We start from the raw sequence: 16,349 nt of genomic DNA on the forward strand, positions 1-16,349 counted from the left end.
GCGGATCGTGCTGCTGCCGCGTGGTTGTCCAGTGGTCCCGCCATTCTTCTCGCACATCCCGCCGTGTCGCGGAAAGAGGCAGCTGTTCGTCCAGCGACTGTCCAGGTGAGGTGTTCCGGGCCCGGATAGTGTCCCGCCGAGCGAGCGGGCCGGCATCGGCACAGAATTCACCTCCCCGAATACACAGGGGACGTGACGGCGATTCAGAAAGGGAAATCCTCCTTTTCCGGGGCCCGCGCATTCTTGGGTGAGTGGGCGAGGAGTCATGGACCGATCTCAGTCTTTCGCTGACGGCGAGCAGATGCTCCCTCTGACCGGTGCGCAGGCGGGAGTCTGGTTCGCCCAGCAGGTGGACCCGGACAGCCCCATCTTCCGGGCCGCCGAATATCTGGAGATCCACGGCGCCGTCGAGCCCGGCCTGTTCGGACAGGCCCTGCGGCAGGTGGTCACCGAGGCGGATGCCCTGCACGTCCGGTTCCTGGAGACCGACGACGGCCCCCGGCAGACGGTCGGGCCGCAGCCGGAGTGGCACCTGGAGGTCATCGACGTCTCCGGCGCCGCCGACCCCCGGCAGGCCGCCGAGGAGTGGATGGGCCGCGACCTGCGCCGGAAGATCGACCTGACCCGCTCCCCGCTGTTCACCTACGCGCTGTTCAAGGCCGCACCGGACCGTTGGTTCTGGTACCACGCCTACCACCACATCCTGCTCGACGGCGTCGGCGCCGCCCTGCTGGTACGCCGGGTCGCGCACGTCTACAGCGCCCTGGCCGCCGGGAGCACCCCCGACCCGGCCTCCTTCGAGTCCGTGCGCACCCTGCTGGACGAGGACTTCGCCTACCGCGACTCGGCATCCTTCGCGCAGGACCGGGCGTTCTGGCAGCAGCAGTACGACGGCCGGCCGGAGCCGGTCACCCTCTCCCCCCGTCCGCTGCGGCCCACCCCCGACTTCATCCGGCGCACCGCCAGACTGCCGCAGGACGTGCAGCACGACCTGACCGCGGCCGCCGAGCGCATCGGCGTCGCCAAGTCCCGTATCGTCATCGCCGCCACCCTCGCCTACCTGCACCGGATGACCGGGCTCACCGACATCGTCGTCGGCCTCCCGCTCACCGCCAGGACCAGCGAGAAGGCCCGCAACGCGCCCGGCATGGCCGCCAATGTGCTGCCGCTGCGGGTGTCCGTGGACTCCGGCACGACCGTGGCCGCACTCCTCGACCGCACCCGCGCCGCCCTGCGCGAGGTGGCTCCGCACCAGCGCTACCGCGGTGAGGACCTGCGCCGCGACCTCGGGCTGCGCCACGACCACCGGCGGTTCTTCGGCCCCCTGCTCAACGTCGTCCCCTTCGACTACGACCGGCGGTTCGCCGGCCACCGCGCCGACGCCCACAACATGTCGCTGCGGCTCATCGAGGACCTGGCCGTCTCGGTGTACGACCGGGCCGACGGCAGCGAGATCCGCGTCGACTTCGACGCGCACCCCGAGCTCTGGACCCCGGCCGAACTCGCGGCCCACCAGGACCGGTTCGTCCGCTTCCTCGGCAGGACGGCACGCGCCCTGGACACACCGGGCACCTTCGTCGGACGCCTCGGACTGCTCGACGACGCGGAGCGGACGGCGCTCACCGGCACCGCTCCCGCGGCCCGCCCGGCCCCCGCCGGACCGACCCTGCCGGCGCTGTTCGAGCAGCAGGTGCTCAGGTCGCCGCAGGCCGTGGCCGTCGAGTTCGAGGGCACCTCCCTCACCTACGCCGCCCTCGACGCGCGCGCCAACCGGCTCGCCCGGCTGCTCGCCGCGCGCGGTGTGGGCCCCGAGGACCGGGTCGCCCTCCTGCTGCCCCGGTCCGCCGAGTTCGTGGTCGCCGTCCTCGCCGTCGCAAAGACCGGTGCGGCCTATCTGCCACTCGACCCGGCCTACCCCGCCGCGCGCCTCGACTATGTGCTCGACGACGCGGCGCCGGCCTGCGTGCTGGTCGACTCCGCCACCAGCGGCCTCGCCCGTGCCGCCGGCCGCCCCCTGCTGGTGCTGGACGACGACGCGGTGCGCGCGGACCTGGCGGACGGCGACGACACCCCGCTCACCGACGCGGAGCGCACCGCGCCCCTCGCCCCGGAGCACCCCGCCTACGTCATCTACACCTCCGGCTCCACCGGCCGCCCCAAGGGGGTGCAGGTCACCCACACCGGCCTCCCCGGTCTCGCGGAGACCTTCATCGGACGGCTGGCCGTGCGCCCCGGCGACCGGGTGCTGCAGTTCGCGTCGACCGGTTTCGACGCGATGGTCCCGGAGCTGTGCATGGGACTGCTCGCCGGCGCCACCTTCGTCCTGGCGCCGGGCGAACGGCTGATGCCGGGCGACCCGCTGGCCGCCTTCACCCGCGAAGCGGGCATCACCCACGCGATCCTGCCGCCGTCCTCCCTGGCCGTGATGGACCCCGACGGCGACCTGCCCGCGGACCTGACCATCCTGGTCGCCGGCGAGGCGAGCTCCGCCGGCCTGGTGTCCCGGTGGTCGGCGGGACGGCGGTTCGTCAACGGGTACGGGCCGACGGAGACCACGGTGTGCGCCACCATGAGCACCCCGCTCTCGCCCGGCGACGAGCCGCTGATCGGCACGCCGATCGGGTCCCTCCGCGGCCATGTCCTCGATGCGGCGCTGCTGCCCGTACCGCAGGGCGTGGTCGGCGAACTGTACGTGGCCGGGCCCGCCGTGGCCCGCGGCTACCTCGGCCGCCCGGCGCTGACCGGCGAACGCTTCGTCGCCCATCCCTTCGGCCACCCGGGCGAGCGCATGTACCGCACCGGCGACCTCGTGCGCCGCCGCCCAAACGACACTCTCGAGTTCATCGGCCGCGCCGACGAGCAGGTCAAGATCCGCGGGTACCGCGTCGAGCCCAAGGAGGCCGAGGCCGCCCTGCTGGAGCTGGACACCGTCGGCCAGGCCGCCGTCACCGTCCACCGCGACGCCACCGGCGCCCCCGCCCTGGCCGGCTATGTCACCGCCGCCCCCGGCCGGACGGTCGAACTCGACGGTCTGCGGGGGCAACTGGCCGGACGGCTGCCCGGCTACCTGGTGCCCGCCACCCTCACCCTCCTCGACGAGATCCCCGTCACCCCCAACGGCAAGACCGACCACAAGGCGCTGCCCGCCCCCGTCGCCGATGCCGCCGACCGGCCCCTCAGCGCGCCGCGCACCCCGCGCGAGGAGAGCCTGTGCGCGCTCTTCGCCCAGATCCTCGGCGTCGCCGCGGTCGGCATCGACGACGACTTCTTCGCTCTCGGCGGGCACTCGCTGCTGGCCGCCCGGCTGGCCCGCCGGGTACGCGCCGAACTGGGCGTCGAATGCGGCGTCGAGGGTGTCTTCGGGGCGCCCACCGTACGGCGGCTGGCCGAGCACCTCACCGGTGCGCGCAGCGCCCGCCCCGCGCTGCTCCCGCTGCCGAAGGACACCGAGCCCCCGCTGTCCTTCGCCCAGCAACGCCTGTGGTTCCTGCACCACCTGGAGGGCCCCAGCGCCGCCTACAGCATCCCGCTGGCGCTCACCCTCGACGGCACCCTCGACCCGGACGCCCTGCGGACGGCGCTCGGCGACCTCCTGGACCGGCACGAGGTGCTGCGCACCGTCTACCGGGACACCGACGGCAACCCCGCCCAGGAGATCCTCGCCCCGGGCACCGCGCAGCGCTCTGCCGGCTTCCTCGACGTGGTGCCCGCCGAGGAGGCCGCACTGACCGGCCTGCTCGCCGACGCGGTGGCGCGCCCCTTCGACCTGACCGCCGAAGTGCCGCTGCGCGCCACGCTGTTCGCGCTCGCCCCGCGGCGTTATGTGCTCCTCCTGCTGGTGCACCACATCGCCGCCGACGCCGAGTCCGTCGCGCCGCTGCTGCGCGACCTCACCGTCGCCTACGAGGCGCGCCGCGCCGGCCGGACGCCGGAGTGGGCACCGCTGCCCGTCCGCTACGGCGACTACGCCGCCTGGCAGCGCACCCTGCTCGGCGACGCGGCCGACCCGGCCGCCACCGCCGCCCGGCAGCTCGACTTCTGGCGGCAGGAGCTGACGGGGCTGCCCGGCCACCTCGACCTGCCGTTCGACCACCCCCATCCGTCGCACACCACGGCCCCGCCCGCGGGCCTGCTCACCCTCGCCCTCCCGCCGGACGTCCACGCCCAGGTGGCGGACCTGGCGCGGTCCAGCGGCACCAGCACGTTCATGGTCGTCCAAGCGGCCCTCGCCGCCCTGCTCAGCCGCCTCGGCGCCGGTGACGACATCGCCCTGGGCGTCCCCGTCGCGGGCCGCGAGGACGACGCGCTGGAGCAGCTGGTCGGCTTCTTCACCAACACGCTGGTGCTGCGCACGGACACCGGTGGCAACCCCGCCTTCCGTGAGCTGCTGGCCCGCGTCCGCCGCGGGAACCTGGCCGCCTACGCCCATCAGGACCTGCCGTTCGAGCAGCTCGTGGAGGCGGTCAACCCTGCGCGCTCGATGTCCCGGCACCCGCTGTTCCAGGTCATGCTCGCGATGGACAGCTCGCACCGCGCCCTGCCGTCCGTCGCCGGACTGGAACTGGGGCTGCGGGAGATCCCCACCGGCACCGCCAAGTTCGACCTCTCGTTCAACGTCCGGGAGCACCTCGGCTCCGGGGGCGGCGCCGAAGGCCTCACGGTGACGCTCGAATACCGTGCCGACGTCTTCGAACGGGCCACCGTCCAGGCCCTGTTGGACCGTTTCGCGCGGCTGTTGACCGCCGTCGTCCGGGACCCCGACCTCAGCCTCGGCGCCGCCCCCGTCCTGAGCGCCGAGGAACTGCACCGCCAACTGGCCGAGTGGAACGCGACCGCCGCCGCCGAGCCGCTGGTGGACGTGGTCGCGCAGGTGCGCGCGGTGGCGGCCGACCGGCCGTCCGCCGTCGCGGTCACCGACGAGGCGGGCGACGTCACCTACGCCGAGCTGATCGGACTGGTGGACGCCGTGGCCCACCGGCTCCGGTCCGCGGGCCTACGGCCGGAGTCGGTGGTGGCGGTGCTGGCCGAGCGCGGGCGGTGGCCCGTCGCCGGATTCCTCGGCATCCTGGCCGCCGGCGGCGCGTACCTGCCGTTGGACACCACGGCACCGGTGGGCCGTTCGGCGGGACTGCTCGCCGATGCGGACGCCCGCTGTGTGCTGGCCGGCCCCGGATACCTGGACTCCGCCGTCCACGCGGCGGCCGGCCGGGCCGAGGTCGTCGCCCTCGACATCCTGGCGGATGCCGCGCAGGAGGCGCAGCCAGTGGCGCCCGCCGCCGAGCAGCTGGCCTACACCCTGTTCACCTCGGGATCGACCGGCCGCCCCAAGGGCGCGATGGTCCACCACCGGGGCATGAACAACCACCTGCTCGCGAAGGTCGAGGACCTGGGCCTGGTGGCCGGGGACGTCGTGGTGCAGAACGCGCCGCTGACCTTCGACGTCTCGGTGTGGCAGATGCTCTCCCCCCTGGTCGTGGGCGGCCGGATGCTCGCGGCCGGCCAGGCGCTCGCCGCGGACGCCGTCGGACTGTTCCGGCTCGTCGGGCACGAGGGAGTCACCATCCTGGAAGTGGTCCCCTCCCTGCTGCGAGCCGTCCTGGACAGCTGGGACGAGGGCGCCGAGGTGCCCGCCCTGCCGGGCCTGCGCCGGCTGGTCGTCACCGGCGAGGAACTGCCGGGCGAGCTGTGCCGACGCTGGTTCGCCCGCTTCCCCGCGGTTCCGGTCGTCAACGCCTACGGCCCGACCGAGTGCTCCGACGACGTGACGCACGCGGTGCTGGAGGAGGCGGCGGATACGGCGTCGACCACCCCCATCGGACGGGCGATCCGCAACACCCGGCTGTACGTGCTCAGCGACGCCCTGCAGCCGGTGCCGGCCGGGGTGCCCGGTGACCTGTACGTGGCGGGCGTCGGCGTGGGCCGCGGCTACCTCGCCGACCCCGGCAAGACGGCCGGCGCGTTCGTCGCCGACCCCTTCGCCGCGGACGGCTCCCGGCTCTACCGCACCGGCGACCGGGTGCGCCACCGTCCCGACGGCCAACTGGAGTTCCTGGGCCGGCGCGACGCCCAGGTGAAGATCCGCGGCCAGCGGATCGAGCTGGGCGAGATCGAGGCACGGCTGCGCACCGCCCCCGGCGTGACCGACGCGGTCGCCGCCGTGCTGCCCGGCCCGGGGGGCGCCCCCCGGCTCGTCGGATACCTCGTCGGCACCGACGACACCCGCACGGTGCGCGAGACCCTGGCGGCGGTGCTGCCGGAACCCATGGTCCCGGTGGCCTGGGTGGTGCTGGACGCGGTGCCGCTCACCGCCAACGGCAAGGTGGACCGCAAGGCCCTGCCGGTACCCGACCTCACCGTCACGACGAGCCGCGCGCCCCGCACCGCGCAGGAAGAGATCCTCTGCGGGCTCTTCGCCGACCTGCTGGGCCGCGACACGGTCGGCATCGACGACGACTTCTTCGGACTGGGCGGGCACTCCCTGCTCGCCACCCGCCTCGTCTCCCGCATCCGGACCGTCCTCGGCGTGGACCTGGCCCTCGCCACCCTGTTCCGGGCCCCCACCGTCGCCGCGCTCGCCGAGCAGCTGCCGTCCGCCGCCCCCGCCCGCCGTGCGCTCGCCCGGCACCCGCGGCCCGACATGCTGCCGCTGTCCTACGCCCAGCGCGGCCTCTGGTTCCTCAACCGGCTCGACCCCGCCGACGGCACCTACAACATTCCGCTCGTCCTGCGGCTCACCGGCACCCTCGACACCACCGCGCTGGAGACGGCACTCGCCTCGGTCGCCGCCCGCCACGAAAGCCTGCGCACCGTCTTCCCCGAGATCGACGGCGTCCCCCGGCAGGTCGTCCGCACTCCCGAAGCGGCCCGCCCCGTCCTGGAGATCGTGCCCGCGGCGGAAGCCGACGAGGCGACGCTGATCGCCGAGGCCGCGGGACGCGGCTTCGACCTGGCCTGCGAGCTGCCGCTGCGCGCCACACTGCTGGTGACCGGGCCGCACGCCCACGTCCTGGTGGTCGTCGTGCACCACATCGCCGGTGACGGCTGGTCGACCGCCCCCCTCACCCGTGACCTGTCCACCGCGTACGCCGCCGCCCTGCGCGGCGAAGCACCCTCCTGGTCACCCCTCCCGGTGCAATACGCCGACCACACCCTCTGGCAGCACGCCGAGCTGGGCGACGAGAACGACCCGGACAGCCTGATCAGCCGCCAACTCGCCCACTGGACCGAGGCGTTGGCGGGCCTGCCCGAAGAGACCACGCTGCCCGCCGACCGCCCGCGCCCCGCCACGCCCAGCCACCGCGGCGGTCTGGTGCCCTTCGAGCTCTCTCCCGCCACCCACGCCGCCCTGATCCGGGTGGCCCGGGCCCACGGCGTGACGTCGTTCATGGTGCTGCACGCGGCACTCGCCGCCCTGCTGACGCGGCTGGGTGCCGGCGAGGACATCGCCATCGGCGGCTCCGCCTTCGGCCGCGACGACGAGGCACTCGACGACGTGGTCGGCTTCTTCATCAACTCCCTGGTGCTGCGCCTCGACACGAGCGGCGACCCCGGCTTCGGCGAGCTGCTGCGGCGCACCCGGCGTGCCGACATCGACGCCTTCGCCCACCAGGACGTGCCTTTCGAGCGGCTCGTCGAGGCGCTCAACCCGGCCCGCTCGACGGCCCGCCACCCGCTGTTCCAGGTCAAGCTGGTGCTGCAGAACCTGGCCCGGCCCCAGGCCGAATTCCCCGGCCTGTCAGCCGAGTTCGTGCGGTTCGACCCGGACATGGCGAAGTTCGACCTGCTCTTCAGCGTGGCCGAGCGGTTCGGCGAGCGGGGCGAACCGGCCGGCATCACCGCGGCCGCCGGCTACGCCGCCGACCTGTTCGACCGGTCCACGGTGGAGACCCTCGCCGCGCGTTTCGTCCGGCTGCTGGAATCCGCCCTCGCCCGGCCCGAACTGCCCCTCGGAGAACTGGAGCTGCTCGGCCGCGACGAGCGCCACGAGCTGATGGTGGCGCGCAACGACACCGCCACCGCACCGCCCGCCGGCACGCTCGCGCAGCTCTTCGAGGCGCGCGTCGCACGGGCCCCGCAGGCGCCCGCCGTGCACGCGGACGCCGTCGAGCTGACGTACGCGCAGCTCGACGCGCGCGCCACCGCGCTCGCCCGGCTGCTGCTGCGGCACGGCGCGGGCCCCGGGGAACTGGTGGCGCTCGCGCTGCCGCGCTCGGCCGACGCCGTCGTGGCGATGCTGGCGGCCGGCAAGGCCGGCACCGCGTATCTGCCCCTCGACCCCGAACAGCCGGGGGACCGGGTCACCCTGCTGCTGGCCGACGCCCGGCCCGCCCTGCTGCTGACCACGCAAGCGGTGCTCGCCGGCGCCCCGCATCTCGCGGACGGCCCCGCCGAGGTCGTCGTCCTGGACGACGACGGCACGACGGCCGAGCTCGCCGCTCTCGGGACCCGCCCGCTCACCACGGCCGACCGCACGGCACCGCTCTCCCTCCAGGACACCGCCTACGTCGTCTACACCTCCGGCTCCACCGGCACGCCCAAGGGCGTGATGGTCGACCAGCGCGCGCTGGCCGACTACGTGACCCGGTGCGTGGACCGCTACCCGGGACTGGCCGGCCGCACTCTGCTCCACTCGCCGCTCTCCTTCGACCTCGGCCTCACCGGCCTCTACGGCACCCTGCTGGCAGGCGGCTGTCTGCACCTCGCCGACCTCGACGAGAACCTGACGGTCCCCGGCGGCCTCACCTTCGCCAAGGTCACCCCGAGCCACCTGCCCCTCCTCGACGGCCTGCCCGCGGCGTGCTCGCCCACCGGCCAACTGGTCATCGGGGGCGAGGCCCTGCATGGCGAGCAGCTCACCGCATGGCGCGCCCGCCACCCCCGGGCCGACGTGATCAACCACTACGGCCCCACCGAGACCACCGTCGGCTGCCTGGACCACCTGGTCCCGGCCGGCACGGAGCTCCCCGACGGCCCGGTCCCGCTCGGCCGTCCCATGAACAACACCCGCGTCTACGTCCTGGACGCCGCACTGCGCCCGGTCCCCGACGGCGTGACCGGCGAACTGTACGTCGCCGGCAGCGGCGTGGCCCAGGGCTACCGCGGCCGCCCCGCCCTCACGTCGGAGCGGTTCGTCGCGGATCCGTTCGGCCCCGCCGGGACCCGGATGTACCGCACCGGCGACCGCGTGCGCTGGACCGCCGCCGGCGTCCTGGAGTACGCAGGGCGCGCCGACCACCAGGTCAAGGTGCGCGGCCACCGCATCGAACCGGGCGAGATCGAGGCCCGGTTGCTCTCCGCCCCCGGCGTCCGCCAGGCCGTGTGCGTCGTCCGCGAGGACCGGCCCGGCGACCGCCGGCTGATCGCCTACGTGGGCGCCGGACGGGACACCGCGCCCGAGACCCTGCGCACCCACGTCGCCGCCGCCCTGCCCGCCTACATGGTGCCGTCGGCGGTCGTGGTCCTCGACCGGCTCCCGCTGACCGCCAACGGCAAGGTCGACCGCCCCGCGCTGCCCGACCCGGAGTTCACCGGGGGACCGCAGGCCCGCGCCCCGCGCACACCGGAGGAGGAGATCCTCTGCGGGCTGTTCGCCGACATCCTCGGCGTGGACCGGGTCGGCGTCGACGACGACTTCTTCGCCCTGGGCGGCCACTCCCTGCTCGCCATGCGGCTGCTCAGCCGCATCGCCACGACCCTCGGAGTCCGGATCGGCATCAAGCCGCTCTTCGACGCGCCCACCGTCGCCGGCCTCGCCGCCAGGCTCGGCTCCGCGGACGACAGCCGGCCGCCCCTGGTTCCGGCCGGCCGCGGCGAGCGGGTTCCGCTCTCCTTCGCCCAGCGCAGACTGTGGTTCCTCAACCGTCTCGAAGGCACCAACGCCGCCTATCACGTTCCGCTGGTCCTGCGCCTGACCGGCGAGCTCGACCGCCCCGCGCTGCGCGCCGCACTACGGGACCTCGCCACCCGCCACGAGACCCTGCGCACGGTGTTCCCGGAGACCGGCGGCGTGCCCTGGCAGCACGTCCTGGGACCGGTCGAGGGCGCGCCGGTACTGGAGGAGACCGAGATCGCCGACGCCGACGAGGTGGCGGCCGCGGTCGACGAGACCGTGCTGCGCGGCTTCGACCTCGTCGCCCAGCCCCCGCTTCGCGCCCGGCTGATCGTCTCCGGCGACAGCACGCTGCTGGTGCTGGTGATGCACCACATCGCCAGCGACGGCTGGTCGCTCACCCCGTTCCTCGACGACCTGGGCAGGGCCTACGCCGCCCGAACCCGCGACACAGCACCGGCCTGGCAGCCGCTGCCCGTCCAGTACGCCGACTACGCGGTCTGGCAACGCGCGATGATGGGCGACGAGCACGATCCGGACAGCCGCCTCTCGAGGCAACTGCGGCACTGGACCACGGTCCTCGACGGGCTGCCGGAGGAACTGGAGCTGCCCACCGACCGCCCCCGCCCGGAGGCCGCCGGCTACCACGGCGCCCATGTGCCGCTCGCCGTCGACGCCGCGACCCACGCCGCACTGACCGACCTTGCCCGGGCGAACGGGGTCAGCGTCTTCATGGTCCTGCAGGCCGGACTCGCGGCGCTGCTGACCCGCCTCGGCGCCGGCACCGACATCCCGCTCGGCACACCCATCGCCGGCCGCACCGACGACGCGCTCGACCAGTTGGTCGGCTTCTTCGTCAACTCCCTGGTGCTGCGCACCGACACCTCGGGCGACCCGGCCTTCGGTGAACTCCTCGCCCGGGTCCGGGAGACGGACCTGGCCGCCTACACCCACCAGGACCTGCCGTTCGAGCGCCTGGTGGAGGAGCTGAACCCGGCCCGTTCGCTCGCCCGTCACCCGCTCTTCCAGATCATGCTGATCCTGCACAACGCGGGCGGCCGGCCCGCGGCCGACCTTGAGGGCCTGCAGGTCACGGTCGAGGGCGCCGAGGCCCCGGTGGCCACGTTCGACCTGTCCTTCAGCCTCTGGGAGCAGTACGCCGCGGACGGCCGGGCCGAGGGCATCCTCGGCCAGATCGAGTACGCCACCGACCTGTTCGACGAGGCCACCGCACGCTCCTTCGCGGAGCGCTTCCAGCGGCTGCTGGCCGCCGCGGTCGCCGACCCGCAGCGGCCGATCGGCGAGCTGCCGCTGCTGGACCCGCGCGAGCGGCACGACCTGCTGGTCACCCGCAACGCCACCACGCACGAGGTGCCCGCGGCGAGCCTGCCGGAGCTGTTCGCCGCCCAGGCGGCCCGCACCCCCGACGCCATCGCCCTGGAGTCCGGATCCCTGCGCCTGACCTACGCGCAGCTCGACGCCCGCGCGGAACTGCTCACCGACGCGCTGCTCGCCCGGGGCGTCCGGCCCGAGGACCCCGTGGCGCTGCTCCTCGGCACCCGCGCCGACCACGTCGTGGCGGCCCTCGCCGTCGCCAAGGCCGGCGGCGTCGCCCTCCCCCTGGACCACCGCAGCCCCCGGACGCGGCTGCGGCACATCCTGGAGAGCACCCGGACGTCCGCGGTCGTCGTGGACCGGACCACCGCGGGACGGATACCCGACGGGGCCGCCGCCCTCGTGCACGCCGACGGGCCGCGTACCCCGAACGCCGCCCCGCGGCCCCGCCCGGCCGTCGCGCCCGACCAGCTCGCCTACGTCATGTACACCTCCGGGTCCACCGGGGAGCCCAAGGGCGTCGCCGTCACCCACCGCAACGTCGCCGGACTGGTCCGCGACCGCTACTGGGGCCACGGCCCCGAGGACCGGGTGCTGTTCCACTCGCCCACCACGTTCGACGCCTCGACCTACGAACTGTGGGGCCCGCTGCTCACCGGTGCCCGCCTCGTCGCCGCGGAGACCGAGGCCACCGACATCGCGGCACTCGCCCGCACGATGACCGAACACGGCATCACCGTCGGCCTGTTCAGCGAGGGCGTGTTCCGGCTGCTCGCCGAGAACCACCCGGAGTGCTTCCGCGGCCTGCGGGACCTCTACGTCGGCGGTGACACCATGTCGGCCACCGCGGTCCGCAAGGTCCGCGAGCACGCGGGCCGGGCCCGGCTCACCAACAGCTACGGGCCCACCGAGTCCACACTGTGCGTCCTGCACCACGCGCTGACCGAAGCCGACCTGGAGCACCACTCCTTCCCCGTCGGCCTGCCGATGGACAACACCCGCGTCTACGTGCTCGACGACCGCCTGCGCCCGGTCCCGACGGGTGTCGCCGGCGAACTGTACGTGGCGGGCGAGGGACTGGCCCGCGGCTACGCCGGACGGTCCGCCCTCACCTCCGAGCGGTTCGTCGCCGACCCCTTCGGCCCGGCCGGGACCCGGATGTACCGCACCGGCGACCGGGTGCGGTGGCGCGCCGACGGCACCCTGGAGTTCGCCGGCCGCACCGACGCCCAGGTGAAGGTCCGCGGCTTCCGCATCGAGCCCGGTGAGGTCGAGTCCGCGGTGGCGTCGTTCCCCGGCACCGCCCAGGCCGTCGTGGCCGTCCGCGAGGACCGCCCCGGCGACAAGCGGCTCGTCGCCTACGTGGTGCCCGCCCCGGGCACCGAGACGGACCCGGCCGCCCTCCGCGCCCACGTCGCCGGGCTGCTGCCCGACTACATGGTGCCCGCGGCGTTCGTGTCCCTGGACGCCGTGCCCCTGACCCGTAACGGGAAGCTCGACCGCGGGGCACTGCCCGCACCCGACTACGCGGGCGGCGGCGGCCGCGGCCCGCGCGACGAGCGGGAACGGGTGCTGTGCGCACTCTTCGCGGAGCTGCTCGGGGCCCGGGACGTCGGCGTCGACGACAACTTCTTCGCCATGGGCGGCGACAGCATCGTCTCCATCCAGCTGGTGAGCCGGGCCCGGCAGGCCGGCCTGGAGCTCGCGCCCCGCGACGTCTTCCAGCACCAGACCGTCGCGGGCCTCGCCCACGCCGCGGCCGAGGCGGAGCGAGCCGGCTCGGCCCCGGCGGCGGAACACGACGACGGCACCGGCTCCGTACCGGCGACCCCCATCATGGAGTGGCTGCGCGAACTGGGCGGCCCGCTCGACGGGTTCAACCAGTCGGTGCTGCTGCGCGTGCCCCCCGCCCTGACCGAGCCGTCGCTCACCGCCGCCGTGGGAGCCCTGCTCGACCGGCACGACATGCTGCGCGCCGGCCTGGACCGCGGGAACGGCGAGCGGTGGACCCTGCGGGTGCCGGCCGCGGTGCCCGACGCGGCGCGGCTCGTCCGCCGGGTCGACGTGTCCGGCCACCCGGACGCCGCACCGGCGGAACTGCTGGCCGAAGCGGCCGAGACGGCCCGGCGGGAGCTCGACCCGGACGCGGGCGACATGCTGCGCGTCGTCTGGTTCGACGCGGGCGGTGCACGCCCCGGCCGGCTCCTGGTGATCGCCCACCACCTGGTGGTGGACGGCGTCTCCTGGCGCGTCCTGGTCCCCGACCTCATGTCCGCCTGGCGCGCCCACGCGAGCGGGCGCGACCTGGCGCTGGAGCCCGTCCGCACCTCGTTCCGCACCTGGGCCGGGCGTCTCGCCGAGCGCGCCCGCACCACCGCCGAGGCCGAACTGCCCCTGTGGGAAGGCATGACGGCCCTCCCCGACCCGCAGCTCAGCACCCGTCCTTCCGATCCCGGCAAGAACACCCGGGGCACCGCCCGGCACCACACCGCGGTGCTGCCGGCCGGGCTCACCGAACCACTGCTGACCACCGTGCCGGCCGCGGTGCACGCCGGGGCCGAGGAGGTGCTGCTGACCGGGTTCGCCCTGGCACTCGCCGAGTGGCGCAGACGCCGCGGCACCGCGGGCGGCAGCGCGGTCCTCATCGACCTGGAGCGCCACGGACGGGACGAGGACGGCCACAGCGATCTGTCCCGGACCGTCGGCTGGTTCACCGCCATGCACCCTCTCCGGCTCGACCCGGGCGTCCGCTGGCACGAGACCACCCAGGCGGGCCCCGGCACCGAAGCCGCGCTCAAGCGGGTCAAGGAACAGCTCCGGGCACTGCCCGGCAAGGGCATCGGCTACGGCCTGCTGCGCTACGCCAACCCGCGCACGGCGCCGCTGCTCGCCGCAGCCGCCGCCCCGCAGATCGCGTTCAACTACCTCGGCCGCGTCCGCGTCGACCGGGCCGCGGACGAGGACTGGGGCGCCGCGCCCGAGAGCGTGCACATCGCGCCCATGGACCCGGACATGCCGTTCGCCCACAGCCTGGAGCTCAACGCCGTCACCCACGACAGCGCCGAGGGCCCGCAGCTGAAGGTCACCTGGTCGTGGCCGGACGCCCTCTTCGACGAGTCCGAGATCCGGGCTCTGACCGACCTCTGGTTCGCCGCCCTGAGCACCCTGGCGACCCACGCCGACGCTCCGGCCGCCGGCGGCCGCACCCCATCCGACCTGCCCCTGGTGGACCTCCTCCAGGACGAGATCGACGAGCTCGAATCCGACTGGAGACTGTGAAGTGACGGAGAACGGCCCTGTGAAGCAGCAGCGTTCCGGTATCGAGGACGTCCTCCCCCTGTCGCCCCTGCAGGAGGGACTGCTGTTCCACTCCCTGTACGACGGCGACGGCGAGGACGTCTACACCGTCCAGCTCATGGTCGACCTGGCGGGCCCCCTGGACGGCGCCCGGCTGCGGGACGCCGTGGACACCGTCGTGCGCCGGCACGCCAACCTGCGGGCCGGCTTCCGGACCGTACGCTCCGGCAAGCCCGTGCAGTTCGTCCCGCGCGAGGTGTCCGTGCCCTGGCAGGACGCCGATCTCAGCGGCCTGCCCGCCGAGGAACACGAGGCGGAACTCACCCGGCTCGCCGACGAGGACCGCGCCCGGCGCTTCGACCTCGCGGCGCCCCCGCTGCTGCGCTGCCTGCTGATCCGCCGCGAGCACGCACTGCACCGTCTCGTCCTGACCAACCACCACATCCTGCTGGACGGCTGGTCCGCCCCCGTGCTGCTGCGCGAGGTGTTCACCGTCTACGAGAAGGGCGAAGCGGCGCTCGCCCCCGCCACCCCCTACCGGCGCTACCTGGAGTGGCTGCATCGCCAGGACCGTGCCACCACCGAGCAGGCCTGGCACCGCGCCCTGGCCGGCGTCACCGAACCGACCCTCCTGGCCCCGGCCGCCCCGGGCCGCGAACCGCGCATGCCGGAGCGGGCGGAGACCCTGCTGCCCGCCGAGGTGACCGACGGCATCGGCCGCCTCGCCGTCGAGCACGCCCTGACCCTCAACACCGCCGTGCAGACGGCCTGGGCGGCCCTCCTCGGCCGGCTCACCGGACGCGACGACGTCCTCTTCGGCACCACCGTCTCCGGCCGCCCCGCCGAGGTGCCGGGGGTGGAGAGCATGGTCGGGCTGTTCATCAACACCGTCCCCGTACGGGTCCGCCTCCGGGACGACGAAACCTGGGCCGAGGCCCTCACCAGGGTCCAGGACGAACAGTCCGCACTCGGCGCCCACCAGCACCTCGGACTGTCCGACATCCAGGCACAGGCCGGCCTCGGTGAACTCTTCGACACCACCGTGCTGGTCGAGAACTACCCCGTCGACCCGGCCACGACCGCCCGCCTGGACTCGGGACTGCGCCTGGTCGGCGCCACGGGCCGCGATGCGACCCACTATCCGCTCACCCTCGTCGTCTCCCGGACCGCGGAGGGACTGCACGCCCGCCTCGACTACCGCTCCGACCTCTTCGACCGTTCATGGGCGGAGGGGTTGTTGGGGCGGTTCGTGGGTGTGTTGCGGGGGATGGTGGCTGATCCGGGTGGGTGTGTGTCCGGGGTCGGTGTGTTGTTGCCGGGTGAGCGGGGGTTGTTGCTTTCGGGTGGGGGTGGTGTGTCGTGTGAGGTGCCGGTGGGGTTGTTGCCGGAGTGGTTCGGGTCTCGGGTTGTGGAGTCTCCGGGTGCTGTGGCGGTGGAGTGCGGTGAGGAGTTCTTGTCGTTCGGGGAGTTGGATGCCCGGGCGAATGGTGTGGCGAATGCGTTGACGGGTCTGGGTGTGGGGCCTGGCTCTGTGGTGGCGTTGTTGGTGCCGCGTTCGGTGGATGCGGTGGTGGCGATGCTGGGTGTGGTGAAGTCGGGTGCGGCGTTTTTGCCGGTGGATGTGGATTTCCCGGCGGAGCGTATTGCTTTTGTATTGGGAGACGCTCGGCCGGCCGCGGTGCTCACCTCGGCCGACGTGATGCCGGAACTTCCCGAGGTGAACGGGCGGCCGGTGATTGTGGTGAATGAGGTGGCGCCCGCGGCCGACCTGTGGGAATGCCCACGGATTTCTCCGGTGCATCCGGCGTATGTGTTGTATACGTCGGGTTCGACGGGGCGGCCGAAGGGTGTGGTGGTGTCGCATGGGTCGTTGCGGAATTTCTTGTGG

The 16,349-nt window shown here is 74.1% G+C and carries 2 protein-coding genes; both read left to right on the forward strand.

Going from position 1 to position 16,349, the window contains the following annotated elements:
• The first annotated feature begins 265 nt into the window (after positions 1–265).
• The gene (locus tag AB0411_RS07435; protein WP_366416285.1) at positions 266–14,443 is read left to right on the forward strand and encodes an amino acid adenylation domain-containing protein; all 14,178 of its coding nucleotides are present in this window, start codon (positions 266–268) and stop codon (positions 14,441–14,443) included.
• Between the two features lie 19 nt (positions 14,444–14,462).
• Positions 14,463–16,349, forward strand: a 1,887-nt coding sequence (locus AB0411_RS07440) for a condensation domain-containing protein (protein WP_366416286.1), incomplete at its 3' end; no start/stop codon positions are given.

Origin of the sequence: Streptomyces angustmyceticus, from assembly GCF_040701845.1 — a bacterium.
In the GTDB taxonomy this organism is placed as follows: domain Bacteria; phylum Actinomycetota; class Actinomycetes; order Streptomycetales; family Streptomycetaceae; genus Streptomyces; species Streptomyces angustmyceticus_A.

Excerpts from the sequence above, each read along its gene's own strand:
- AB0411_RS07435 (WP_366416285.1), top strand. The coding sequence starts at position 266 with ATGGACCGATCTCAGTCTTTCGCTGACGGCGAGCAGATGCTCCCTCTG.